Genomic DNA, 24,336 nt, shown 5'->3' with positions numbered 1-24,336 from the left:
AAAAAGCGCGTCCCTCCGGGGGGATGCGCCCTCTCTCGTTGCGGAGATCGGCATGATGACGGGTGAAAGACCGACGGTTCTCATTCAGGGGGCAGGGGTCTCTGGCCTTGTCACAGCGGTGACCCTGGCAGAGCGCGGCGCCGTCGTGACGCTCGTCGAGGCCGGACCGAGGATCGGTTCGGGCGCATCGTGGTTTGCAGGCGGTATGCTGGCGCCGTGGTGCGAGGCCGAAGCCGCTCCGGCCGAGGTCACGCGCGACTCCCGGGATTCTCTCGACTGGTGGGCCGGGCACGTTCCCTCCGTCGTCAGCAATGGCAGCCTTGTGGTTGCGCCACCGCGCGATCTGCCCGAGCTGGCCCGTTTCGGGCGCCGGACGAGTCATTACGAGACGCTCGATCCAGCGGCGATCGCCGCTCTGGAACCGGATCTCGCCGGGCGTTTCGACCGGGCGCTCTTCTTTCCCCAGGAGGGGCATGTCGATCCCAGACGCGCCCTGACCCATCTGGAGGCGCTTCTCGAGGCGCAGGGCGCGATGGTGCGTATCGGTTGCCCCGCGCCGGATCCGAGAGATACGCAGGAATACGACTGGACCGTGGATTGCACGGGGATGGACGGTCGTGCCGACGAGCCATCCCTGCGGGGCGTTCGGGGAGAAATGATTCTGGTGCGATGTCCGGAGGTGACGCTTTCGCGCCCCGTCCGGATGCTGCATCCGCGCATCCCGATCTATATCGTGCCCCGGGAGGATTCGCTGTTCATGGCAGGCGCTACGATGGTCGAGAGCGAAGACACGCGCGGTATCACCGTCCGGGCGATGAGCGAGCTGCTCAATGCGCTCTATACGTTGCACCCTGCCTTCGCCGAGGCGGAGATCGTCGAGACCAATGCGGGGATTCGTCCCGCCTATCCCGATAATGTTCCGCGCGTGCACCGTGAGGGAAAGAGGATTACGCTGAACGGGATGTACCGCCACGGGTTCCTGCTTTCTCCCGCCCGTGCGAAGGAAGTAGCCCATATCGTCTTTGGCGGTTGAACGCGGGGCGCGGGGAGGCCAGGAGGAGGGGACTCATTTTGGCGTGAGTGTCCGGCTTGTTTGCCCGGACGCGATTGCCTTGCGGCGATCCGTGCCCCATCTGTGTTTGAGTTTCAGGAGAAAAGCCGTGCAGATTCTGGTGAATGACGAGACGAGACAGATCCGGAACCGGCTGCTGTCCGATATCCTGGTCGAGCTCGGCTATGGCGACTCCCGGGTGGCGACGGCGCTGGACGGGGTTTTCGTCCCCCGCTCGGCGCGCGCAGGCAAGATGGTCGAGGAAGGCGCCCGGCTTGAAATCCTGGCGCCGATGCAGGGGGGATAACCCATGCGCGCATACGATACGCAGCTCGCATCTCCGCTGATGCTCGGCACGGCTCTCTATGACAGCCCCACCCTTCTGGCGGAGTCCGTTCGCGCCGCAAATCCGGGAGCGATCACGGTTTCCCTGAGACGCGAGGCCGCGGGACTGCAGGCAGGCCAGTCCTTCTGGTCGCTCGTTCGAGGGCTCGACGTTCCGGTCCTGCCGAACACCGCGGGATGCCATACGGTGCGCGAGGCCGTCACCACGGCACAGATGGCCCGGGAGGTCTTCGAAACCGACTGGATCAAGCTCGAGGTGATCGGGCAGGGCGATCTGCTCCAGCCGGATGTGTTCGCGCTCGTCGAAGCGGCGCGTATCCTGACGGATGAGGGGTTCAAGGTGTTTCCCTATACGACGGAGGATCTCGTCGTGGCCGAGCGGCTTCTCAGGGCCGGTTGCGAGGTTCTCATGCCCTGGGGCGCGCCGATCGGATCGGGCAGGGGGCTGAACAACCCGTTCGGATTGCGGGCGCTGAGAGCCCATTTCCCCGATATTCCGATGGTCATCGATGCCGGGATCGGTCGGCCCTCCCATGCCGTGGCAGCGTTCGAGCTCGGTTACGATGCCATTCTGATCAACACGGCCGTCGCCAAGGCCGGCAATCCCGTTTCCATGGCGCGGGCCTTCCGTCAGGCCTGTGAGGTGGGATTGGAGGCACGGGCGGCAGACCCGATGGACGAGCGCGATCTCGCGGTTCCGTCCACGCCCACCCTTGGCAAGGCCTCGTTCGGAGCATGACCCGGTTGTTACCTTCACCGATTTATCCGGTCGTCGATCATCCGCGCTGGGTGGATGTGCTGGGAGGCGCGGGGGCGCGCTTCATCCAGCTTCGTCTCAAGGATCTGTCTGCCGAAACCCTCCGCGATCAGGTCGTGGAAGCCCAGCAGGCGGCAGCGCGACACGATGTGCGTCTGGTTCTCAACGATTACTGGCAACTCGCGCTCGAACTCGGGATCGATTACATCCATCTCGGTCAGGAAGATCTCGATACGGCAGATATCGCGCAGATCCGGGCGGCCCGGATCTCGCTCGGGATCTCCACCCATTCCCGCGAGGAGCTGGCGCGTGCGCTGTCCTTTGCGCCGGATTATGTCGCGCTGGGGCCGATCTGGCCCACGATGCTGAAAAAGATGATATGGGCGCCCCAGGGCGTGGAGCGGCTCGCCGAATGGCGTGAGGCGATCGGCCCGGACATGCCGCTGGTCGCCATCGGCGGAATCACGCTCGCGCGTGCGCCCTCCTGTATCGCAGCGGGCGCCGACAGCGTCGCGGCCGTCTCGGATTTCATCCGGTCGGACGATCCGGCAGCTCAGGTCTCGGCCTGGCTGCACGCCTGTCGCGACTGAAACAAGTGGTGGAAATCGCACTATTTCCCTCACAAGGCGGGTTGCCCCTCGCGAAATCGTGAGGTCTCGCGTATAATCATGGATCGGACGCGGGAATTGAGGGAGACGATACTCACATGATGGTCACGGGACTGGCTGCCGTTATTCTGGCGCTGGCGCTTCTGATGGTTCTCATCAGCGCCATTCAGCCTCTGGCCCGACGGCTCGAAGTGTCCGAGACGGTTCTTCTCGCTCTTGCCGGGATCGGGATCGGTGCGGCCGCCGATCTCCTTTTGCGCTCCTCGATTACCGAGATGTTCGACGGAGCGGCCGAGACGCTGCTCTATTTTCCGATCAACAGTGAAGCCTTCCTGCTGATCTTCCTGCCGATTCTGGTCTTCCAGGGGGCGCTTGCCATCGATGTCAGGCGCCTTGCCCACGAGACAGCAACCGTTCTGCTGCTCGCGGTGGTTGCGGTGCTCGTCTCGACCCTGACCATCGGTATGGCGCTCTATCCTTTTGCCGGACAGTCTCTCGTGGTCTGTCTCCTTCTGGGGTCCATCGTCGCCACCACGGATCCGTCTGCCGTTGCCGGGATCTTTCGTGAAATCGGCGCTGCGTCCCGCCTGACCCGGTTGGTCGAGGGGGAGGCGCTGCTCAACGACGCCGCGGCGATCGCCATTTTCTCGATCCTGCTCTCTTCCGTCACCTCGCATCGTCATATCCAGCTCGGCGAGACGGTGCTGAACTTCCTCGCATCGTTCGGCGGGGCAATGGTGGTGGGAATCGCCGTCGGGCGGCTGTTCCTCCTCATGATTGCAAGCCTCGGGAGCGCGGCTGCGGCCGAAGTCACGCTCACGCTCGCCCTGCCTTACATCGTCTATATCGTATGCGACGAGTTCCTCGGTTTTTCGGGTGTCGTTGCCGTTGCGGCTTCGGGTCTTACCGTCTCGGTCTATGGCCCCTCGACCTTCCGGCCGCAGGTCTGGCGTTTTCTCAACGAGCTCTGGGTCCAGCTCGTTTTCTGGGCGGGTTCTCTGGTCTTCGTCCTTGCATCCATGCTTGTGCCGAGACTGCTCATCGGCATGACGCGCTGGGACTGGGTGCTGATCCTGATCGCCACCACGGCGGGTATGCTCGCACGCGGTGCGGTGGTTTTCGGCCTGCTTCCGCTGCTCGCTGCAGCCAAGCTGTCGCCCCCGGTTCCGGCCCCCTTCAAGACGACCATGGTCTGGGGAGGATTGCGCGGTGCCATCACACTGGCTCTGGCGCTTGCCGTGACCGAGAATCAGCGTGTATCGACCTCGACCGCGCATTTCATAGGGATCATCGCGACAGGGTTCGTTCTCTTCACGCTTCTCGTCAATGGAACGACGCTGCGTTATCTGGTGGTGTTTCTCAAGCTCGACCAGCTCCCGCCCATCGATGCCGCGATGCGTCACCAGGTGCTGAGCAGCGGTCTCGCCCAGGTGGCGGAGCGCACCCATGATCTGGCCGATGAGCTGGGATTCGGGAAGGGGACGCAGAAAACGATCATCGGACAGATCGAAAGGCGGGCACGCGAGGAGAGCGAGGCCAACACCTTCGATACGGCGCTCGGCGACAGGCAGCGCGTGACGCTCGCCCTGATCACCATCGCCAATCGCGAGCGCTCCCTTCTGCTCGATCTTTTCCGCATACGCGGTCTCTCACGGCGCGTGATGGAGACGCTCCTGCGGTCCTCGGCCGCGATGGTGGACGGGGCCCGGCTCGAAGGTCGTTACGGCTATGTCCGCGCATTGCGTCGCCGCCTCAGGCCGACCTTGCGCTTTCGTATCGCGCAGATGCTGCATCGCCGGTTTCATATCGATCAGCCGCTCATGTACTGCATGTCGGAGCGGTTCGAGATGCTCGTCATCGCGCATCTGGTTTCGCTCTCGCTGATGCGTTTCATGCATCAGCGTCTGGAGCCGACTCTCGGCTCGCGTATCAGCGAGATCGTGTCCGAGGTTCTGGGCCGTCAGAGACGGATGCTCGACGATGCGCTCGAGATGATGCGCCTGCATTATCAGGGCTATTCCGAGGCGCTCGAGAGCCGGATCCTGCACCAGATCGCGCTCCGCCTCGAAGAAGAGGAATATGACGAGCTTCTGTCGGACAATCTGGTCAGCGACGAGCTGCATCGCGAGCTTCTGAAAGATGTCGAGAAGAGACAGGAGCGGCTCGAAAAGCCGTTGCGCTTCAATCTCAAGAGCGGGATCGAGCAGCGCCTGCGCTCTTTCCCGGCATTTCGCGGCGTCCCGGACGGGATCCTTCATGATCTCGCAATGAATATCTCGCTGCGTTTCGCGTCACCGGGAGAGGTCCTGATCAAACGGGGACGAAAGATAACGACGATCTATGCCGTGGTCGCCGGACTTGCCGAGGTGCATATCGCCGAGCAGGACGTGCAGTTCGGGGCAGGGGACCTGATCGGGGCATCGGCCCTGATCAATGGAGCGCGGTCGCGCGGAACGGTCCGGACGCTGCAATTCTGTCATCTCCTCGCGATACCTGCACATCTTTTCCGCAGGATGCTCGAGGAATACCCGATCGTGCGACGCACGATCGACGAACGGGCCCAGGCCCGCCTGAGCGACGGGCACAGGCTCTCTCTCGTGCTGGGAGGGAGCAAGGAGCCTTTCATGCCGGCGCGGGAGCTGATCAAGGCGCATGACAATGAGACCGGACAGGACAGGTGAGCGTCCGGTCGTCCGTCCGGCGGCCTCTCTGAGAGGGCATTTATCCACAATATGTCCGTGCAAGCGTCCAAGCGCCTTCGGAGCAGCCGTATTGTGGATAAGTCCCGGCATCCGGACCAAAGAGCCGCGCTGGATATCGGAGAGGATTTCACCGCATATAAAAGTTCGATAAGATATATTATGCCAACTCGATATTATGGCCAGAGCGCATGGACTCCGGGTCCTGCGGCACTGGTCGGCTGCAATCCGTGCATGGATGGCGCGACGTTCCGGACCATTCGCTACGGAAAACCCGCGCCATGGTTCTAGTCATGCATCATCCGGATGCGACGTCCGGATCGTTGGCCCGTGATCCTGACCCCGTGATCGTGAGCCCGGGATCCTGAGCCCGGAATTCCGGACCCGCGATCCCGGAACCGCCGATCCACCGCATCGCGCCACATCGCCGTCGGAAAACGGGTCTGTCAGGCCTTGGCGTAACTTCCCAGCTCCGCGCCGGTCGAGGCATCGACTTCCTTGATGATGACGCCATACCCCCAAAGCGCGCTCAGATGGTCGAGGGTCAGGCGGGCATCGGTCGGGTGCAGAAGCTGCCCTGGCCGCGTGCGGTGCTCGAGCCGCAATATGCGATCTCCGGTAAGATCGACACCGACGATCTCGATCTCTTCCGACTGGAGCCCGGGATCGTAGGAGGCGGAAACGCTGCGTCGTATCTCGCGGTAACCCTGCTCGTCATGAATGGCATCCACGAGCAGGAACGGCTGTGAGAGATCGTCCTCGATACGGAACAGCCTGAAATCCCGGATCACTTTCGGGGACAGGAATTGCTGGACGAAGCTTTCGTCCCGATACTCGGACCAGGCGTGATGCAAGGTGCCGATCGGGTCGTCATTGCCGGCATGGCCCGGAAACCAGAGCCGGTCTTCCTCTGTCGGCTCGGTGCAGACGCGCGCGATATCGGTCATCATTGCGAAACCGAGCGCATAGGGATTGAAATTCGGCCCTCCCCCTTCCTCGAAGCCGCGTTGGGTGATCACGTTCGTCGTCGAATGGATCGTCTCCATGATGGCGGCGTCGTCGATGAGGCCCTTCTCATGCAGGCGATGCATGATGCGGTTGTGGACCCAGGTCGCGCAGCCTTCGTTCATGAGTTTTGCCTGAGGCTGGGGATAGAAATACTGGGCGATGAGACGAACGATCCTGATGATTTCCCGCTCCCAGTTCGCCAGCCTCGGCGCGTTTTTTTCTAGGAAATAGAGGATGTTCTCCTCCGGCAGCCCCTGCCCCGTCGATGGATCGGCATCCTCACCCTTGCGCAGATCGGCTGTCTTCTCGTCAGGCAGGGTTCGCCAGAGATCGTTGAACTGCTCGTCCTCATAGGCGCGCCTCTCTCGCGCGCGTTCCTGCTCCTGACGCAGATCGAGCCGCTTGCTGCCCGTATGGCGATCCACCCCCTGGTTCTGCAGGGCATGGGCGGCATCCAGAACACGCTCCACCGCCCTGACCCCGTATCTCTCCTCGCAGCGCGCCACATAACCCCGCGCGAATTCCAGATAGTCGAGAATCTGGGTCGCGTCCGTCCACTCCCTGAACAGCCTGTTGTTCTTGAAGAAATGATTATGACCGAATGCCGCATGGGCGATGACCAGGGCCTGCATCGTTGCCGTATTTTCCTCCATCAGATAGCTGATGCAGGGGCTGGAATTGATGACGACCTCATAGGCGAGCCCCATGAGGCCCTTCCTGTAGGCATTTTCATGCGAGACGAAGCGCTTGCCCGCAGACCAGTGCGGATAACTGATCGGCATGCCATGCGATGTATAGACGTCGAGCATCTGCTCGGAGGTGATCAGCTCGATCCGGTTGGGATAGGTGTCGAGGCGCAGCTCTTCGCTCGCAATGCGGTCGATTTCTCCATAGCAATCGCGCAGCGTGGCAAATGTCCAGTCGGTTCCTGTATAGAGCATGGTCACCCCCCTGCCCGTTCCTGCGCCTTTCTGGCGAACAGCTCTCTGAAAACCGGGAAAATCTCGCGACGATCCTCGATGCGGCGCATGGCCAGATGCGGTGTTGCGTCGGCGAGGGATTTATATCCTTTCCACAGATCCGTTTCTCCCCGCAGGACAGACCCGCCGATACTGACCTCGACATAGGCGAAATACTGTACGACTGGCAGGATCTGCTCGACCATGAGCCGGTTGACGCGGGTCATGTCCGACGCGATATTGTCGCCGTCCGAGATCTGCGCGACATAGATATTCCATCGATCCGCAGGAAAGCGCTCGGCCTGTATGCCGTGCATCAGCTCCAGCGCGGTCGAAACGACGGTCCCACCGGTTCGCGTATCCGTGAAGAACTTGTCCTCATCGACCTCTTCCGCCGTCTCGGCATGGCGGATGAAAACGATTTCCAGCTTCTCGTATCGTTTCTCAAGGAAGACGTGCAGCAGAAGGAAAAACTGTTTTCCGAGCTCCTTCATCTTCTCGGTCATCGAACCCGAGACATCCATGACGCAGAAAATGACGGCCTGGGTCGTGGGTTTCGGAACCGGGGTGAACCGGCGAAACCGGAGATCAACCGGATCGACCCAGGGGATGCGAGCCAGTCTCTGCCGGAGATGATCGCGTGCCTCACGCAGTGTTTGCAGCCTGAGAAACTGCCGGTCCGACAAGGGGCGGCAGGCTTCCAGCCCGTCGATTTCTTCCTCGATCGCGATCAGTTCGGCCGGTTTGGGTCTTTTCAGACCGATACGCCGTCCCATCGAGCGGCGCATCGTTCGTCCCAGATCGATCTGGGACGGTGATCCGTCGCTCGTCAGGCCTGCACGGCTGGTCGCGCGGGAGGTGGTCGCAGCGATCTCCCTCTTGACGAGGTCCGGCAGCTCAAGATCGTCGAAAAACAGATCCAGAAACTCATCCCTCGAGAGGACGAAGCGGTAGGAATCCTGACCGCCCCCCTCCTCGCTGGCCGAGTTTCCCTCCCCGCTTCCCTCCCCGGCCCCGCCCGGCGGTCTGCGCAGCCTGTCCCCCTTCACGAACTCCCTGTTGCCGGGCAGCACGAAATGACGGCGCCCGGCCGTGATCTGACGGTGGAAGCTCGGTTCGTGCAGCACGTCGGCGGGAATGGATACCGCGCTGTCCTTGCCGATCTCGCGAATGCGACCCTGAGCCGCGGCGTTCCTCACCGCATCCTGTATGGCCTGACGCGCGCGGGTCAGGACGCGCTGGCGGTTTTCGGTATTCTTGCCGTGAGGATTGGGGCGTCTGTCTATGAGTTCCATGAAACGCTCCGTTATCAGCGGTCAGGCCGACTGCTTGACGCGCATATACCATTCGACCAGACGTCTCACCTGACGCTCCGTATAGCCGCGTGCGGCCATACGGCTTACGAATTCGTCGTGCTTGCGCTCGCTCGTGCTGTCTTTCTTCGAACCGAAGCTGATGACGGGAAGAAGATCTTCCACCTGGCTGAACATGCGCTTTTCGATCACGTCGCGAATTTTCTCGTAGCTCGTCCAGGAGGGATTGCGCCCACCGTTATTCGCGCGCGACCGGAGCGAGAATTTTACCACCTCGTTGCGGAAATCCTTCGGGTTTGCGATTCCCGCGGCCTTTTCCGTCTTGCTCAGCTCGGCATTGAGAAGATCGCGGTTCATGAGCTGCCCGGTATCCGGGTCCTTGAAATCCTGGTCTTCTATCCAGGCATCCGCATAGTCGAGATACCGGTCGAACAGGTTCTGTCCGTAATCATTGTAGCTTTCCAGATAGGCTTTCTGGATCTCGTTGCCCAGAAACTCGGCATAGCGCCGCGCAAGATCGGATTTCAGCGACGCCAGATAGGCGGCTTCCGTTTCGGCGGGAAACTGCTCGCGTCTTATCGCCTGCTCGAGCACATACATGAGATGCACAGGGTCGGCTGAAATCTCTGACGGATCGTGATTGAACGTGGCCGAGAGAACCTTGTAGGCAAAGCGTGTCGAAATGCCCTCCATGCCTTCATCGACGCCCGCATTGTCCTTGTATTCCTGCATGGCGCGCGCCTTCGGATCCGTCTCGCGTATGTTCTCGCCGTCATAGACCCGCATCTTGGCGTATTGGGTCGAGTTCGGATGAGGTTTCAGGCGCGACAGGACAGCGAATTGCGCAAGCATCTCGAGCGTATGCGGCGCGCAGGGTGCATCTCCGAGCGCCGAGGAGCGGATGAGTTTTTCGTAGATACGCGATTCCTCGGTCACGCGCAGGCAATAGGGCACCTTGATGACGCAGACCCGGTCGAGAAAGGCCTCGTTGGTCCTGTTGTTGCGGAATGACTGCCACTCCGCCTCGTTCGAATGGGCGAGGATGACACCCGTGAACGGAATCGCACCGATATTCTCCGTTCCGACGTAATTCCCCTCCTGCGTGGCCGTCAGGAGCGGATGAAGCATCTTGATCGGGGCCTTGAACATCTCGACGAATTCGAGAATGCCCTGATTAGCGCGATTGAGCCCGCCGGAGAAGCTGTAGGCGTCCGGATCGTTCTGGCTGAAATTCTCGAGCTGGCGGATATCGACCTTGCCCACCAGCGCCGAGACGTCCTGATTATTGTCGTCTCCCGGTTCCGTCTTGGCAATCGCGATCTGACGCAGTCTGGAGGGATTGAGGCGCACGACCGAAAAGCGCGAGATATCTCCATCGAAATCCTCCAGCCGCTTGAGCGCCCACGGGCTGGCTATGCCCGAAAGCACGCGACGGGGAATAGCGTACTGGGCCTCGAGCGTATCCCCGTAACGCTCGGGATCGAACAGCCCGAGCGGGCTTTCGAAGACGGGGCTGATCTGCTTTCCCGCCTTGAGCACATAGATCGGCTGGCGTTCCATCAGCGATTTCAGGCGCTCGCCGAGCGAGGATTTTCCACCGCCGACCGGGCCGAGCAGATAGAGGATCTGCTTGCGTTCCTCCAGACCCTGCGCGGCATGACGGAAGAACCCGACGATCTGTTCGACCGCATCTTCCATACCGTAGAAATCGGCAAAGGCCGGATAGGTGCGGACGGTGCGATTCATGAAGATGCGGCTCAACCGCGGGTCGCGCGCCGAATCCAGCATGACCGGCTCTCCGATCGCCCTGAGCATCCGTTCGGCAGCGCTCGCATAGCAGCTCGGATCTTCACGGCAGAGCGACAGATAGGCGGCCAGAGACATCTCTGTTTCGCGGCGCTCCTCGCGAAAGGAGGAAGCAAGCGTGAAAACGTCCGAGGATGAACTCATGACTCTTATGCTCCGATGAAAACCTGCCACTGGTTCGGGGGCGAAGCGGTCGAACCCTCCGGGAGACATGCAGGCGTTGAGTCGGGAAGTCAGGCGACAGAGGACGACGAAAGCCGCGAAGAAGCGCATTCTTCGACAGACGATTGAACGTTCCGGTTATTCCGGATTTTCAGGGATTTGAGGCGGGATGAAACAGCACCGGACCGACCCGGAATGCTCACGCTATCGCGTAGCCCGAGCGCGCTTCAACAAAAAAATCGTCTGCCGGTTCCAGAAAACGGATCCCGGAGTCCCGGTCTCGATCCGGGGGAAGCAGATCCGGGTGGCAGATTGCGAACGTGGAATCAGACCGTGAAGCTCATGCCGTCGAAACCGGGCTCGATTCCCGGCGGCAGGGCGTTTTTCAGGGTTTCGTAGTCCAGGCCAGGCCCCATATGAGTCAGGATGGTGCGCTCGGGCCGCAAGCGTTCACACCATGCGATCACCAGATCGACCCAGGCATGGGCGATATGGGGTTCGTACTGGAAACAGCCGACGATCCAGGTCTTCACCCCTTCGAGTGCCAGGAGAGACTCTTCTTCCAGATGCTCGACATCCGTCGAATAGGCGAAATCACCGCAGCGCAGCCCGAGCGTCGGGATGCGATTGTGACGCTGCGGGAAGAGCTGGAGATCGAGGCCGCAAATATCCAGACGATCGGTCATGCCGACGATATGCGGATCCGGGACGGGGCGGAAAAAGCCCGATCCGCTCCAGGGGCGGAACGCATAGGCGTAGCGCGCCTCTAGCTCGCGCATGACGGCTTCCGTGGCATAGAGCGGAAGCGGCGCGCCGAGCATGCGGTTGATCGCGCGCAGCTCGTCCAGCCCCCCGACATGATCGGCATGTTCATGGGTGTAGATCACACCATCGACGACCCCGATATGCTCGCGAAGCAGCTGTGCCCGCAGATCCGGACCCGAGTCCACGAGAAGCCGCTTTCCTTCCCGGGATTCGATGACGATGGAAGAGCGCGTACGCGCATTGCGCGGATTGGCCGGATCGCAGACGCCCCAGATCCCCTCGCCATGATCTCCCCCGACCATGGGAACGCCGCCGGAGCCGCCACAGCCCAGAATCGTGACCTTCATGCAGCGCGCCGGAAGAGACGCCGGAAATTGCCTGTCGTCAGCGCGGCGATTTCCTCTGCCGACATGCCCCGCTCCTGTGCGAGACGGGCCGCGGTATGGATGACATAGCCCGGCGTGTTGGGCTTGCCGCGCCTGGGTACGGGGGCGAGAAACGGGCTATCGGTCTCGACCAGGATGCGCTCCTGCGGCATGGCACGCGCCACTTCCCTGATCGTCTCGCATTTCGGAAAGGTCAGAAGCCCCGAGAAGCTGATGTAACCGCCAAGCTCGACCGCAGTGCGGGCGAGCGCCATGCCGGATGCGAAACAATGCAGCAGGAAGGGAAAGGCCCCTTTTTCGTGCTCGTCGCGCAGGATGGCGGCCACGTCGTCATCGGCTTCGCGCGCATGGATCACCAGAGGCAAACCCGTCTCGCGCGCCGCGGCGATATGAACACGGAAGCTGTCTGCCTGGGCCGCGCGGACAGGCACGCCGCCGTGAAGATAATCGAGCCCGGATTCCCCGATGCCTATCACGCAATCGGGCGCGCACAGCGTCATGATCTCGTCCAGACGCGGCGGGGCCTCTTCTCCGACATGGTCCGGATGGGTGCCGATCGTGCACCAGATGCGCAGCTCGGGACGATCGAAAGCGGTCAGGTCGATCTGCTTTTGTGCATGGGACAGACGCGTGCCGATCGTCGTCATGCCGCTCACCCCGCTCTCGCGGGCCATGGCAAGGGCGGCGGGCACATCGTCCAGACGGTCGAGATGGCAATGGGAGTCGATCAGACCTGTCACGAGGCATCTTCCGGAAGCACATGCCGGGGGAAAAGGCCCTGAGGTGCAGGCAGGACGATTCCCTCCTCGAGCGTTTCACTCAGGGCTGCGAAGTCGCGTTTCTCCTCTGCGACCCCGAGCTGGGTGAGTAGCTTCGCCATGGTTCCGGGCATGAAAGGCTGAAGGGTCGTCGCGATATGCCGCAAAGCCTCGTGAAGAACGCGCAGGACGCTCGCCATACGCACGATATCGGTTTTTTTCAGCGCCCAGGGAGCCTGACGATCGATATAGGCATTGCAGGCCCGGATGACCTTCCACACCTCCTCGAGACCATCGGTCAGGGCAAAACGCTTCATCTGTCCACGAAGAAGCTCAGGCAGGAGCGATGCACCGGCAAGCAGCGCGCGGTCATCGTCGGAAAGCGTGCCGAAGGCGGGAAGAATGCCCTCGCAGTTCCGCGCGATCAGGCTCAGCGTACGCTGGGCGAGATTGCCGAGATCGTTGGCCAGCTCGACATTGAGCCGGTTGACGAGCGAGCGCCGGTTCAGATCGGAGTCACCGCCGAACGGCACCTCGCGCAGAAGGAAGAACCGCACCGGGTCCAGACCGTATGTCGCGACGAGATCGCGGGGATCCACGACGTTGCCGACCGACTTGCTCATCTTTTCTCCCTCGATGGTCCACCAGCCATTGGCATAGACCGCCTCGGGAAGCGCGATTCCGGCCGCCATGAGAAAGGCGGGCCAGAACACGGCATGAAAACGGATGATATCCTTGCCGACGATATGCGCCGAGGCGGGCCAGAAGGCCATGCGTTCGGCCCCGGGATCGGGATAGCCGAGTGCCGAGAGATAATTGGTCAGCGCGTCGAACCACACATACATCACATGGTCCGGATCGTTCGGGACGGGAATGCCCCATCTGAAGCTCGTGCGGCTGATCGACAGATCCTTGAGGCCCTGTCGCACGAAGCTCACGATCTCGTTCCTGCGTCCCGACGGCCCGAGGAACTCGGGATGCTGCTCGTAAAGCGCGAGGAGCCGATCCTGAAAAGCGGAGAGACGGAAGAAATAGGACGGTTCGCGCACCCATTCCACAGGGGCGCCGCTCGGCGCGATGCGGCTGCCGTCGGGACGGGTCGTCAGTTCGTCTTCCGAGTAGAAACACTCGTCGCGCAGCGCGTACCACCCCTCATAGGCGCCGAGATAGATATGGCCGTTCGCCGATACCGCCTCCCAGAGCGCCTGGGCGGCCTTCTTGTGTCTCGGCTCCGTGGTCCGGATGAAATCGTCATAGGAAATGTCCATGGCATCGGCCATGTCGCGGAAATCGGACGCAATCCCGTCGGTGAAGGCCTGCGTTTCCACACCGGCATTCTGCGCGGCCTGCTCGACCTTCTGGCCGTGCTCGTCCGTGCCGGTCAGGAAGAACACATCCTTTCCGTCGAGGCGGTTGAAGCGGGCCAGAACGTCGGCTGCAACGGACGTATATGCGTGACCGATATGCGGTGCGCCATTCACGTAATAGATGGGAGTCGTGACGTAATATCTGTTGGTCCCTGGTGTGGTCGTGATGGAGGTCATGGGGCACTCGCTATGGCGGCCGCCTGTCTGGCAGCCTGATTCTTGTCCAGATTGAACCGCTCCGTCTCGCGTCTGAGCGTCTGGAGGGAGGAGAATGCGTCCGCGGCCCGGGAGGCCGCACTCAGCTTTCCTTGCGCAGCCAGCGATCTGGCCCGGTCCGCAAGGGCCTCTCCTAGCAAATTGCAGAGAATGGCAAAACCGTCCTCGTGCCTGAGGAACGCGGCGAGCATGTCGGACTCCGGATCCTCCTTCCCCTCGAGGAGGGACGCCACGATCCTGCGTGCCGTCTCGTCCTGGTCGAGGTCGGTGGCCAGAACACGGCCCGGCGCACCTTGGGCCTGACGCACGAGCCGCGGCCGGTCAGCCGCATCGACGCCACATTGGGCCAGGACCCGGTCGCATTCCGTGTCGTCGAGGGGAGACAGGGCGAGAAGACGACAGCGACTGCGCAGGGTCGGCAGGAGGCTCGAGGGTGACGGACAGGTCAGCAGGAAGACGGCGTCCTCCGGCGGTTCCTCCAGCAGTTTCAGCAGGGCGTTCGCGGCGCTGCGGTTGAGCGTTTCGGCATCGTCCACGATCACCACACGCCAACGGCCATCCGCTGCCGTATGATGAAGAAAATCCTGAACCGGTCGAACATCGTCGATGACGATTTCCTGACGCATTTTCTTGCGTTTCTCGTCCATGCGCCTGCGAATCACGAGAAGATTCGGATGCGACCCGGCAGAGATCTGTCTCGCGCTTCTGCTGTCCGGATCGGTTCCGTTCAGGAGCAGGCGCGCGGCGTCGAATGCGAAGCAGGTCCGACCTGTTCCCGCCCTTCCGTGAATCATCCAGGCATGGTGCAGTTTCCCGCTTTCCATCGCCCGTCGGAAGAGACGCCGTTCGGCGATATGACCGACCAGCGGCGTCGAAGCGGGGGTGTTCGCCTCGCGGCTCATCGCGGCAGGCGATGCAGGGTCGTCGCCACGACATCCGACGTGACCGTCGCCTCGTCACGCGTCGCATCGATGCGCGCAATGCGCTCGGGGAAATCCTCCGCCAGAGACGCGAACCCCGAAGCGACCCGCTCGTGGAAGCCGCGCGCCTCGGCTTCGTACCGGTCGGCACGCCCCCCGCGGATGCGGACGCGCTCGGCACCCGTATCGACCGGCACTTCGAGAAGAAGGGTCAGGTCGGGCTCGCAGGCGAGAAGGGCGCGCTGGGCACGGATGAATGCGAGAATATCCGGTGCCGCGCTGGCAAGTCCGTATCCCTGATAGACCATCGTCGAATCGTGGAAGCGATCGCAGATGACGATCTCCCCGCGCTTCAGCGCCGGCAGGATCAGTGTATCGAGATGATCCGCCCGAGCCGCCATGTGAGCGAGAATCTGCGCGCGATGCGAAAGGGGCGCATCGCCGAACAGAAGCAGTTCGCGCATCGACTCAGCCCCGGGCGATCCGCCCGGTTCGCGGGTGAGAACCACGGTCTTGCCGAGCGCCCGGAGTGCCGCGGTGAGCGCGCGGGCCTGCGTCGATTTCCCGGCGCCCTCCCCGCCCTCGAAGGTGATGAAAAACCCGCTCACGCCTCAGCTATGCGGCACGGGTTTGGGGCCGTGGCCCAGACGGGCCATGGCGCGACCGACCAGCCCGAGACGCGGCACAGATTGTCCGGCGACGAGATCGAGACGGATGTCGGGCATTCCCTGGTTCTGCAGCACGAGCGCGCCGAGCGTCTGTCCGGCCATCACGGGAGCTATGGCGGGAGACGGATATTCGACGCTGATACGGCTGCGCTGCTGCCAGCCATGCGGAAGGGTCAGGACGATGTCGCGCGTGCCGATCAGTGGCACGTCTGCCTGTTCGCCCATATAGACCGGCACGTGATCGACGACCTGACCGTGATGGAAGAGCGTCACGTTCTCGAAATTCGCGAAGGCCCAGCCGAGCAGACGCTCGCCTTCATGGGCACGCTCGTTCATCGAGTTCGTCCCGTTGATGGTCATGATGACCCGGCGTCCATTCCGTTTGGAACTCGCGCACAGGCCGTATCCTCCGGCATCGGTATGGCCCGTCTTCAGCCCGTCGGCGAGACCCTTGTCGACCAGAACGTTGCGATTGCCCTGCTTGATCTTGTTGAAGGTGAATTCCGTGGCGCCGAAGAAATGATAATATTCAGGGTAGTCGCGGATGAGATGCATCGCGAGCAGACTGACGTCGCGCGCACACATGTACTGGGCGTCGTTGGGCAGGCCGGTACAGTTCATGAAATGGGTGTTCGCGAGGCGAAGCTTCGCCGCCTCCCTGTTCATGATCGCCACGAACTGATCTTCCGACCCCGCGATTCCCTCGGCGAGCACGATACAGGCGTCGTTTCCGGACTGGATGACCATCCCTTCGATCAGATCGGAAACCGAGACGCTCTCGCCCAGCGGAACGAACATTTTCGATCCCTGGGTACGCCAGGCTTTCTCGCTGACCGGAAGCATCTGCGTGAGCGAGAGATGACCCGAGCGCAGCATTCCGAACACGATATAGGCGGTCATCATCTTGGTCAGGGAGGATGGCGGCATATGCGCGTCGGCATCCTTCTCGAGCAGGGTCGCTCCCGTATCGTAATCGATCACGCAGGCCCAGCGTGCGACGGTGTCCAGGGGGCCGATCGGCGTGCTGGCCGGAGAGGCGCCCGGCGCAGGCGTGGCCTCGGGCGTGGGAGATGCATGTCCCGAATGGCCGCGTCTGGGTCGCGCCAGGGCGAAGTGAGTCGAGACGGCCAAACCAGCCGCACCTGAAAGCAGAAAACGTCTTGTCCGCACGTCGAACCCTTACCTGACCACAATCCGAGCGCCCGTGCTGCCGCATGGGCGCGCCTGATCCAATGCCCTATCTGCCTCGGCGACCGTTGTGAAGGGGCCGCGTGTCACGCGCCACGGCAAACGCCCTCCGTCTTCCGATCCGCGCGTGACCGCACCGTCGCATCGCGCTGCGACCCGGGCGGCGACGGATCGACCCGAAAAGGATCCGAGCAGGATTTCGTAACTGACGGTCTCGGCCATTCCGTTTTGCACCGTCGCCGGCATTTCAGGCAGCAGGAGCGCTTGGCTCCTTGCGTCCTCGCGGGAGGGCGCGCCGCCGATTTCCTCCTTGTGACCGTCCGTAAGCGATTCTGCCGTGATCGCCTCGCGCGGTGCGGTCGCGATCTCGAGCTTGGCGGCATGGGGATCGGAGTCGGCGATGCGTCTGCTGAGCGCCTCGTCTTCCACGATCTCGACGGGGGTTGGCGCCTCTCCCATGCCGAGCAGCGCGGCCGCGTGTGGTGAAATCGCGATGATGCGCCCTGCCGTACCGGGCCCGCGATCATTGAGACGTATCCGGACGATCCGTCCGTTTTGCAGGTTCCGTACGCTCACCACGGCGGGGAGCTGAAGCGTCTGATGTGCGCCCGTCATCGCGCGCGCCGACCAGATCTCGCCATCTGCGGTCACGCCGCTTGCGGGCTTCGTCGCGATTACCGCCAGACCGCGTTCCTTCAGGGCGAAATCCTCGGCGGGGTAGAACCAGCCATCCCGCCCCTGCCACGCCGCACCCGTTACGTAGCGCACATCCTGTCGCGTTTTCGACGATTCATGATGACATCCGGCCAGACCGTAAAGGCACAGGAAAGCGACGAGACGTCGCGAATCAGGCAATGGCATAACCGAGAAGCCCCACGCCGAGTGCATAGTAATCCGAGGGATTGTAGCGCCGGATCACGTTGAAATTGTGATAGACCATGAAGGCTTCCGTTCCGTCCCCGTCGGGACGGAGGAGCGCGCCGGGCTCATCCGGACGGGAGAACCGGCTTCCGTCGCTGCGTCGCACCCCGAGGGACATCCATTCCCCGAGGGTGCGCGTCTTGCCACGACCGGTCCGGGCCTGATCGATGGGCTGGGTAAGCTGGACGGGCTGCCCCCATGGCGCCCCATCCTGCCACCCGCTCTTGTGCAGGTAATTGGCGACCGAAGCGAAGACATCCGGCTCGCTGGTCCAGATATTGCGATGCCCGTCATGATCGGCATCCACGGCGAAGCGGAGATAGGCGCTCGGCATGAACTGGGGCTGACCCATGGCGCCGGCATAGGAGCCGAGCATTGCCTCGGGGAGAATATCGCCATGGTCGAGGATCTGGAGCGCCTTCATCAGCTCGCCATGGAAAAACTTCGCGCGACGCCCGTCATAGGAGAGCGTGGCAAGGGAATCGATGACCGAAAACGAGCCGGTCTTGCGACCGAATCCCGATTCGAGACCCCAGATACCGATGATGGCGCGCGGATCGACGCCATAGGCCCGTCCCGTCTGTTCGAGCAGATCCTGACGCTGCTGCCAGGCGGCCTTCCCCTGACTGATCCGGGTCGCTCCGACGACGCGCGTCCGGTATTGCGCCCAGGTCATCGTGAATTCAGGCTGGTGACGATCGAGTTTCAGAACCCTGGCATTCGGCGTTTTCGTCAACGCGAGAGCCCGGGTGACGATCGCGGCGGAAAGACCCTGCGCGATCGCCTCCTCGCGTATGCCCGCCAGAAATGACGCATAGCTTTTATGCGCTGCATGCGTCTTGCGATGCGCGGCCGCATGATGCGCGGCCGCATGATGCGCGGCAGTACGACCCATGGCGGGTCGGGCCGCGGCAGGGGCCAGTATAGCGGTCGCGAGGAGCGATCTTCTATCGAGCACAGTCATTCCCATCCTTGCCGTTCGGGTCTCGAAAGCGCTCCATGCGACCCTCCCCGGCTCAGGGATGCAGGGGACGACCCTCGGACGCGCCATACATGATGAAGTGCAAGAAAGGGTTTATCGTCAAGCTGATGTCGGGATTGGCCGCGATATACGCGTCGACCCTGAATATCGCGTTCGGATTCCGGCCCTCGAGATATCCGTGCGTCATGAAATGCTCCACGGCATCCATTCCGCAGGCTTCGACATCCGGATAGGCCGCACGATACCAGGCTGCGTCGAAATATAATGCGTCTGCCGGATAGCGTGTCGTCTGCACGGGCGGCCCGGCAGGCGTCTCTGCCGCGCCGGACGCGCTCGCGTCCGCATCCGTCGCCGATGCGTGCTGTTGCGAGGTTCCGCCTCCGGAAGCCTGCGCGTCGTGCTCGGTTGCGGAAACGGGCTCCGCCTCCGGCGCAGAAGCCGGTTCCTCGGGCGAGGGCGTGGCCGGCACGCTCTCGCGATTGGTCCCGTCCGACGTCTTTGCGGTTGTTCTCTTGCGGGCGGCGGTCGAGCGGGACCGGGCGATCTTAGCCAATGGCAACCTCTTAGTTTTCTTTATGAATAAAGAACGAGCCGGGGAACTAGCAGGACGAAAGGGCTTTTTCCAGCCCCGGTTTCAGAGACAGGTCAGCGTCTACACCAGAAAAATCATTTGAATTAACTCCGATTCTCCCGATGTCGTGTTGTGCTTATACCCGAATTGTGGGTTTGCGTTGAGTTTTGCATTCTGTCCCACATGTCAACTTCGTTGCGTGCCTCCTAGTCGAAAGAGGGCTGGAGTGGCTAGTAACAAATCATTTTGAATTTTTATTGCTCATATGAACGATTTTCTGTAACCAACTTATGATCTTTCTGGGAGGATTGTATAATTCTGAAGTGCGAGGGGAATTCGCTTCTTTCCGGCGAGACCGGATCCCGCATGGTGGGGCGATGAAAGCGAAGCCCGGAAAGGCGTCCGTCAATCTCCTGACAGTCGCCCGGGAGGCCGGGGTCTCCCGGGCAACGGCCTCACTCGTACTCAGGCAAAGTCCCCTCGTCGCAACCGCGACCCGCGACCGGGTTCAGGATGCAATGAAGCGTCTGGGCTATATCTATAATCGCGGTGCGGCCAATCTCCGTCACAACCGGACCGGAACCGTCGGTCTCGTCCTTCCGAACATGGATAATCCGTTCTTCGGCGCGCTGACCGCAGGCGTCGAGGAGGCGAACGACCTTCTCGGCACAGTGTGCTTCATCGCCAATAGCGGAGAATCCGCAGACCGCCAGGCCAGGCAGATCCAGCGCCTGCGCGAGCATAATGTGGATGGAATCATCCTCTGCCCCGCGATCGGCAGCGGGCCCGATCTCGTCGGGGAGCTCTCGCGTCTGCGTCTTCCCTTCGTGCAGGTCTTGCGCAGGATCCCTGTCGGTGATGCTGGCGGGATGACGGGAGATTACGTCGCTGTGGATTATGGGCGCGGTGTCGCTCAGGCGATGGAGCGCCTTGTTGAGAGCGGCAGGCGACGGATCGCCTATGTCGGCAACATGACCGCGCACTCCGCCGGGCGCGCGCGGCTCGAGGCCTATCTGGCATTTGCGCGACGCTTCGGTATCGGTGAACGCTATGTCGTTTCGGGCAAGCCGGATAACCGTTACGATGAGGCCGCCATGGATCGCCTCCTCGACTCCCCGGATGCTCCCGACGCAGCGATCTGTTTCAACGACGTCATTGCCCTTGATCTCTCGCATCATCTGCGGCGACTGGGGCGTCGGGTCGGAGAGGCTTTCGCCGTTATCGGGATGGACGATCTGCCTCAGGCGGCGGCCGCCTTTCCGCCACTTGCGACGATCGCGACACGACCCCGGGAGGTGGGGCTTGCCGCAGCGAGACGACTGCATGCGCGTATAGAGCGGCCCGATCTCCCTTTCGAGGAAGATGTGATTCCGCCACGCCTGATCCTGCGTGCGAGTTTCGGCGCGTCAGCCGCTGAACCGCAAGGGGGCTGAACTTCCCTCTCCTGCCCTCCTTTCCCGCCATAACCGGCTTTGCTCCCGATACGAGCCCCGGGGACGAGCACCGGGGACGAGCCCCCGGAGCCGAGCACCGGGGACGAGCCCCCGGAGCCGCCCCGGAATCTGTCCCGGGATCTGCCTCGGGGTGTTCCCCCGATATTTGCCTCGTCGGTGAATGGCGCTATGGTAACGGCGTTTCGCCGGATTGGCGTTTTCCGTGCGGGCATGGCACATGCTCCGCCATGTCTGAAGGTTCCATGTTTCAAACCGGCTCGCTCTATCATCTGCTCTCCGTTGCGGGGGCGGCCTGGTGGTCCAAGGGGCTTGCCGTGATTCTGGGTACCTTCATTCTGGAGGACGCGACCACGATGATCGCCGCCATGGCGGCAGATGACGGCCGTATCAGCGTGTCCGTCGCGCTCGTCGCTCTCTATATCGGCGTCGCGGTCGGCGATCTGGGTCTCTATGGCCTCGGAGCGCTCGGCTCGTCCTGGCCGCCTGCACGACGCTGGCTCACCTTGCCCCGCCACGACCGCGGTCACGACTGGTTTGTCCGCAACGTGGTCAGGACGGTCGTCATCAGCCGTTTCATCCCCGGAGCGCGCCTGCCTCTCTATACGGCCTGCGGATTCTTCCGGGCACCGTTCGGCGCCTTCGCGGGGAGTGCTGTTGTCGCCACGCTGATCTGGACATCGCTCCTCTTCGGTGTCTCCCTCCATGTCGGGGGCTGGCTGAGCGCGCATATGGAGGGATGGCGATGGTTCGGGATCGCGGGGTTCGTTCTGACACTTCTTTTCGTCGGGCGGCTCATAGCGCGCTTCCAGACTTTCAGTGACTGATAGATCGATGCTGCAGACAGTTCATGAAACGTCGTCGGACGGAGTCCGGACAGACAGGGAAACAGACTCTCGCGAGCCGCATCCCCTCTCCCTTTTCGAATTCTGGCCCGGTTCGATCTTCTATACGCCGATCGTCCTCTACTGGATCGCCATGGGATTGAGATATGGCGATTTCAGCATACCGAGCGCCGCCAATCCGCTGATCGAGACAGGCGGGCTCTGTGGAGAAAGCAAGAGCGGCATTCTCGATCTTGCCGGCCCGGTGGCACGGGGCTGGATCGCACCTTATGTGACGATCATGCTTCGCCGGAACCGGAAGGAAGGCAATGCCGAGAGGCTTCTGGCGAAGATCGACGCTCGCGGGCTGAGCTTCCCGCTCGTGGTCAAGCCCGATATCGGCTGCAACGGGACAGGGGTCAAACTCGTCGAACGACGCGAGCAGCTCGGTGCGGTTCTCGACAGTTTTCCGCTCGGGGTGCGCGTCCTTGCCCAGGCTCTGGCGCGCGGCCCTGTCGAAGCGGGTCTTTTCTACATGCGCGACCCCGGTGACCCCCATGGCCGGATCACGTCGATCACGTACAAGGAGGCCCCTGTTCTTCATGGCGACGGACAGACATCCATCCGCGATCTGATCGCGCGAGACAGCCGGACCAATCTCCTGCCCGATATCTATCTCCCCCGGCTTCGGGAGCGTCTCGACACCGTACCGGCACCGGGCGAAGCGGTTCAGCTCGTGTTCACCGGCAATCATTGCAAGGGCTCCATCTTCCGCAACGGGTGCAAGGATGCCACCGAGGCCCTGACACGGCGTCTGGATGAGATCATCGGCGACGTTTCCGAATTCCATTTCGGGCGGATCGATGTGAAGGCGGATTCCGTGGAAGCCCTGCGAGCGGGTGAGGGATTCGAGATCATCGAGCTGAACGGGGTCGGTTCGGAGGCCACCCATATCTGGGATTCGCGTACGACCCTCTGGGAAGCCTACAGGGCCCAGTTCTATCACTATCGTCAGGCCTTCCGTATCGGGGCGCTGAACCGGGCACGCGGGTGGAAGACCTGCGGCGCCTATACGATGCTGCGGTACTGGCGCAAGCAGAGGCGGCTTCTCGCGCTCTATCCCCTCAACGACTGATCCGAAGCGGCCCGGCCCGAGCGCGTCCGGACGCTACTGGATTCCCGAACCGAAGATATAATTGCTGACCTGCTGTTCGAGCGAGCTCGGCGCGCGCGTATCGGTGATGGTCGTGTTCGCTGCGAGAAACTGCCTGGACTTCCCCGGGGCGATCTGAAGGGCGTTATCCGAGGTCATCGACGGGGCGGCGATGCTGAGGGCCGTATCGACAGGCAGACGCAGATTCCTGTCGATCGAGAAATCGACCATGGCCATCTGGGTCCCCGGATCGAGGGAAATCCGCGACACTGTTCCGACCCTGACTCCGGCGAGTACGACGGACGCTCCGCGCGACAACCCGTTGGCCGATACGAAGCGGGCGTGAAGTCTCTGGGTATCTCCGGCCGGGCCATGACGCTGCGCACCCGCATAGATCAGGAAACCCGCGGCGACCCCGAGCACGATCGTGCTCGCCAGGATCGCTCCGCCTCTGTTTTTTGCAGCCATCGGCGCCTTTATCCCGTCAGTGTCCCGAACGCAGTTCATCGCGCGGCTGGGGCGCCCGGTCAAGCACGGGCTTGCGAAGCGGAGCGCAGTGAGGCAGGAGAAGGCATAATTTATCATCGTATCGAGCTCACATGACGCTGCTTCAAGCCTTGTTCCTCGCTGTTGTTCAGGGACTGACCGAACTTTTCCCGGTCAGCAGCCTCGGACATGCGGTGCTGCTTCCCGCATTGCTTCACTGGCCTCTGGACGAGCGCAGCGATCTGTTTCTTCCCTTTCTGACCATGCTGCATTTCGGCACGCTCGTGGCGCTGTTGTGTTTCTTCTGGCGCGACTGGCTGGCGATCGCGGCAGGCGTTCTGGGGCGATACGGTGCGGAACGCCGGGAGGAGTCGATCCGGATCCTCGTCCTGCTCATCGTCGCGACCCTGCCAGTCGTCTGTTTCGGCTATTTTTTCGAACATCGTCTGAAGGTGATCTTCGGGACACCGCTCATCGTCGCGTTTTTCCTCTTCCTCAACGGTCTGATCCTGATCGTCACGGAATGGATGCGCTCCTACAAGGGGAAGCGCCCCCAGCGTGCGATCGCCGACATGTCGGGCCGCGATGCCCTGATCATCGGGTTCTGGCAGTGCCTCGCCCTCTTCCCGGGCATCTCCCGCTCGGGCTCGACGATCAATGCGGGCCTGCTCTGCGGCCTGAACCACGAGACCTCGGCCAGATTCTCTTTGCTCATGGCACAGCCGGCCGTTTTCGCGGCCACGGTTCACGAGGCTTTCAAGCTTCGTCACATGACGGTCAGCCATGAGATGATATCGATCTCGGTCATCGCGGCGATCGCGGCAGGAATCACGGCCCTGATCAGTACGGCAGTCCTTCTGCGCTATTTCCGCGATCATGAGCGCTGGGCGCTGTCTCCGTTTGCCTTCTACTGCATGGGGGCCGGCATCTTCTCACTCGTCGTTCTGACGTTCTTCTGAGTCCGGCCTATCC

Annotated in this window: 22 protein-coding genes; 9 read left to right on the top strand and 13 right to left on the bottom strand. The window is 62.2% G+C overall.

The features are described from left to right. Positions 1-55: 55 nt before the first annotated feature. The 5 genes from thiO (at position 56) to SSA02_RS05475 (ending at position 5,442) form a co-directional block, all read left to right on the top strand. The gene (thiO, locus tag SSA02_RS05495; RefSeq protein ID WP_147093383.1) at positions 56-1,033 is read left to right on the top strand and encodes a glycine oxidase ThiO; all 978 of its coding nucleotides are present in this window, start codon (positions 56-58) and stop codon (positions 1,031-1,033) included. Positions 1,034-1,160: 127 nt separating this feature from the next. Continuing rightward, the gene (gene thiS / locus SSA02_RS05490) at positions 1,161-1,358 is read left to right on the top strand and encodes a sulfur carrier protein ThiS (protein ID WP_147092947.1); all 198 of its coding nucleotides are present in this window, start codon (positions 1,161-1,163) and stop codon (positions 1,356-1,358) included. Between the two features lie 3 nt (positions 1,359-1,361). Continuing rightward, positions 1,362-2,135, top strand: a complete 774-nt coding sequence (locus SSA02_RS05485; protein ID WP_147092946.1) for a thiazole synthase — start codon at positions 1,362-1,364, stop codon at positions 2,133-2,135. After that, positions 2,132-2,743 carry a thiamine phosphate synthase gene (thiE, locus tag SSA02_RS05480; RefSeq protein WP_147092945.1) on the top strand — a complete coding sequence of 204 codons (612 nt, stop codon included), beginning with the start codon at positions 2,132-2,134 and terminating at the stop codon, positions 2,741-2,743. Before SSA02_RS05485 ends, thiE begins: the two co-directional genes overlap by 4 nt. Before the next feature lie 116 nt (positions 2,744-2,859). Beyond that, positions 2,860-5,442, top strand: a complete 2,583-nt coding sequence (locus SSA02_RS05475) for a cation:proton antiporter (protein ID WP_147092943.1) — start codon at positions 2,860-2,862, stop codon at positions 5,440-5,442. A 464-nt stretch (positions 5,443-5,906) separates the two neighbouring features. Here the strand turns inward: SSA02_RS05475 and SSA02_RS05470 are convergent, their stop codons facing one another. From SSA02_RS05470 to SSA02_RS12880, 12 genes are all read right to left on the bottom strand, one after another. Then, complete coding sequence (locus SSA02_RS05470) at positions 5,907-7,409, bottom strand: SpoVR family protein (RefSeq protein ID WP_147093382.1); 1,503 nt, start codon at positions 7,407-7,409, stop codon at positions 5,907-5,909. Between the two features lie 2 nt (positions 7,410-7,411). Further along, entirely contained in the window at positions 7,412-8,722 is a 1,311-nt protein-coding gene (locus SSA02_RS05465) for a YeaH/YhbH family protein (RefSeq protein ID WP_147092941.1), read from the bottom strand. A gap of 21 nt (positions 8,723-8,743) precedes the next feature. After that, complete coding sequence (locus tag SSA02_RS05460) at positions 8,744-10,690, bottom strand: PrkA family serine protein kinase (RefSeq protein ID WP_147092939.1); 1,947 nt, start codon at positions 10,688-10,690, stop codon at positions 8,744-8,746. 344 nt (positions 10,691-11,034) lie between these two features. After that, positions 11,035-11,820: an MBL fold metallo-hydrolase gene (locus SSA02_RS05455; protein WP_147092938.1), complete on the bottom strand. Its 786-nt coding sequence runs from the start codon at positions 11,818-11,820 to the stop codon at positions 11,035-11,037. Continuing rightward, positions 11,817-12,599, bottom strand: coding sequence for a TatD family hydrolase (locus SSA02_RS05450; RefSeq protein ID WP_147092936.1), 783 nt, complete (start codon positions 12,597-12,599; stop codon positions 11,817-11,819). The genes SSA02_RS05455 and SSA02_RS05450 overlap by 4 nt, the downstream gene beginning before the upstream one ends. Then, entirely contained in the window at positions 12,596-14,161 is a 1,566-nt protein-coding gene (metG, locus tag SSA02_RS05445) for a methionine--tRNA ligase (protein WP_147092935.1), read from the bottom strand. The genes SSA02_RS05450 and metG overlap by 4 nt, the downstream gene beginning before the upstream one ends. Then, complete coding sequence (locus tag SSA02_RS05440; protein ID WP_147092934.1) at positions 14,158-15,102, bottom strand: DNA/RNA helicase domain-containing protein; 945 nt, start codon at positions 15,100-15,102, stop codon at positions 14,158-14,160. The genes metG and SSA02_RS05440 overlap by 4 nt, the downstream gene beginning before the upstream one ends. Next, entirely contained in the window at positions 15,099-15,728 is a 630-nt protein-coding gene (gene tmk, locus SSA02_RS05435) for a dTMP kinase (protein WP_147092932.1), read from the bottom strand. Before tmk ends, SSA02_RS05440 begins: the two co-directional genes overlap by 4 nt. A gap of 3 nt (positions 15,729-15,731) precedes the next feature. Then, positions 15,732-16,958 (bottom strand): D-alanyl-D-alanine carboxypeptidase family protein, encoded by a 1,227-nt coding sequence (locus SSA02_RS05430; RefSeq protein ID WP_147092931.1) that lies wholly within the window; start codon positions 16,956-16,958, stop codon positions 15,732-15,734. Between the two features lie 9 nt (positions 16,959-16,967). Next, entirely contained in the window at positions 16,968-17,837 is an 870-nt protein-coding gene (locus tag SSA02_RS05425; RefSeq protein ID WP_147092929.1) for a septal ring lytic transglycosylase RlpA family protein, read from the bottom strand. Further along, positions 17,824-18,861 (bottom strand): lytic murein transglycosylase, encoded by a 1,038-nt coding sequence (locus tag SSA02_RS05420; protein ID WP_246103655.1) that lies wholly within the window; start codon positions 18,859-18,861, stop codon positions 17,824-17,826. The genes SSA02_RS05425 and SSA02_RS05420 overlap by 14 nt, the downstream gene beginning before the upstream one ends. Before the next feature lie 52 nt (positions 18,862-18,913). Beyond that, complete coding sequence (locus tag SSA02_RS12880) at positions 18,914-19,432, bottom strand: hypothetical protein (RefSeq protein WP_246103654.1); 519 nt, start codon at positions 19,430-19,432, stop codon at positions 18,914-18,916. Between the two features lie 395 nt (positions 19,433-19,827). Here SSA02_RS12880 and SSA02_RS05410 point away from each other — a divergent pair, with 395 nt between their 5' ends. From SSA02_RS05410 to SSA02_RS05400, 3 genes are all read left to right on the top strand, one after another. Further along, positions 19,828-20,883: a LacI family DNA-binding transcriptional regulator gene (locus SSA02_RS05410; RefSeq protein WP_147092928.1), complete on the top strand. Its 1,056-nt coding sequence runs from the start codon at positions 19,828-19,830 to the stop codon at positions 20,881-20,883. A gap of 248 nt (positions 20,884-21,131) precedes the next feature. Next, positions 21,132-21,728 carry a DedA family protein gene (locus SSA02_RS05405; RefSeq protein WP_371859184.1) on the top strand — a complete coding sequence of 199 codons (597 nt, stop codon included), beginning with the start codon at positions 21,132-21,134 and terminating at the stop codon, positions 21,726-21,728. 7 nt (positions 21,729-21,735) lie between these two features. Beyond that, entirely contained in the window at positions 21,736-22,860 is a 1,125-nt protein-coding gene (locus SSA02_RS05400) for an ATP-grasp domain-containing protein (protein WP_246103653.1), read from the top strand. Positions 22,861-22,893: 33 nt separating this feature from the next. Here the strand turns inward: SSA02_RS05400 and SSA02_RS05395 are convergent, their stop codons facing one another. Further along, a complete protein-coding gene (locus SSA02_RS05395; protein WP_147092926.1) occupies positions 22,894-23,346 on the bottom strand; it encodes an MlaD family protein in 453 nt (150 codons plus the stop codon). 131 nt (positions 23,347-23,477) lie between these two features. On the opposite strand from SSA02_RS05395, the gene SSA02_RS05390 reads away from it, so the two are divergent. Then, positions 23,478-24,323, top strand: coding sequence for an undecaprenyl-diphosphate phosphatase (locus SSA02_RS05390; protein ID WP_147092925.1), 846 nt, complete (start codon positions 23,478-23,480; stop codon positions 24,321-24,323). The last annotated feature ends 13 nt before the right edge of the window (positions 24,324-24,336 follow it).

Origin of the sequence: Swaminathania salitolerans (genome assembly GCF_007988945.1) — a bacterium.
Lineage (GTDB): Bacteria > Pseudomonadota > Alphaproteobacteria > Acetobacterales > Acetobacteraceae > Swaminathania > Swaminathania salitolerans.
The sequence above is the reverse complement of the archived record's forward strand: the minus strand, read 5'-3'. Positions and strand labels throughout refer to the sequence as shown.

Bases quoted from the DNA above. Each gene is read 5' to 3' on its own strand.
- SSA02_RS05400 (WP_246103653.1), top strand. From the start codon at position 21,736: ATGCTGCAGACAGTTCATGAAACGTCGTCGGACGGAGTCCGGACAGAC.
- SSA02_RS05405 (WP_371859184.1), top strand. From the start codon at position 21,132: ATGTCTGAAGGTTCCATGTTTCAAACCGGCTCGCTCTATCATCTGCTC.
- SSA02_RS05395 (WP_147092926.1), bottom strand. From the start codon at position 23,346: ATGGCTGCAAAAAACAGAGGCGGAGCGATCCTGGCGAGCACGATCGTG.
- SSA02_RS05410 (WP_147092928.1), top strand. From the start codon at position 19,828: ATGAAAGCGAAGCCCGGAAAGGCGTCCGTCAATCTCCTGACAGTCGCC.
- SSA02_RS05460 (WP_147092939.1), bottom strand. From the start codon at position 10,690: ATGAGTTCATCCTCGGACGTTTTCACGCTTGCTTCCTCCTTTCGCGAG.
- SSA02_RS05440 (WP_147092934.1), bottom strand. From the start codon at position 15,102: ATGAGCCGCGAGGCGAACACCCCCGCTTCGACGCCGCTGGTCGGTCAT.
- SSA02_RS05420 (WP_246103655.1), bottom strand. From the start codon at position 18,861: ATGACTGTGCTCGATAGAAGATCGCTCCTCGCGACCGCTATACTGGCC.
- SSA02_RS05425 (WP_147092929.1), bottom strand. From the start codon at position 17,837: ATGCCATTGCCTGATTCGCGACGTCTCGTCGCTTTCCTGTGCCTTTAC.
- metG (WP_147092935.1), bottom strand. From the start codon at position 14,161: ATGACCTCCATCACGACCACACCAGGGACCAACAGATATTACGTCACG.
- SSA02_RS05470 (WP_147093382.1), bottom strand. From the start codon at position 7,409: ATGCTCTATACAGGAACCGACTGGACATTTGCCACGCTGCGCGATTGC.
- SSA02_RS05485 (WP_147092946.1), top strand. From the start codon at position 1,362: ATGCGCGCATACGATACGCAGCTCGCATCTCCGCTGATGCTCGGCACG.
- thiO (WP_147093383.1), top strand. From the start codon at position 56: ATGACGGGTGAAAGACCGACGGTTCTCATTCAGGGGGCAGGGGTCTCT.
- SSA02_RS05390 (WP_147092925.1), top strand. From the start codon at position 23,478: ATGACGCTGCTTCAAGCCTTGTTCCTCGCTGTTGTTCAGGGACTGACC.
- SSA02_RS05465 (WP_147092941.1), bottom strand. From the start codon at position 8,722: ATGGAACTCATAGACAGACGCCCCAATCCTCACGGCAAGAATACCGAA.
- SSA02_RS05455 (WP_147092938.1), bottom strand. From the start codon at position 11,820: ATGAAGGTCACGATTCTGGGCTGTGGCGGCTCCGGCGGCGTTCCCATG.
- SSA02_RS05475 (WP_147092943.1), top strand. From the start codon at position 2,860: ATGATGGTCACGGGACTGGCTGCCGTTATTCTGGCGCTGGCGCTTCTG.
- thiE (WP_147092945.1), top strand. From the start codon at position 2,132: ATGACCCGGTTGTTACCTTCACCGATTTATCCGGTCGTCGATCATCCG.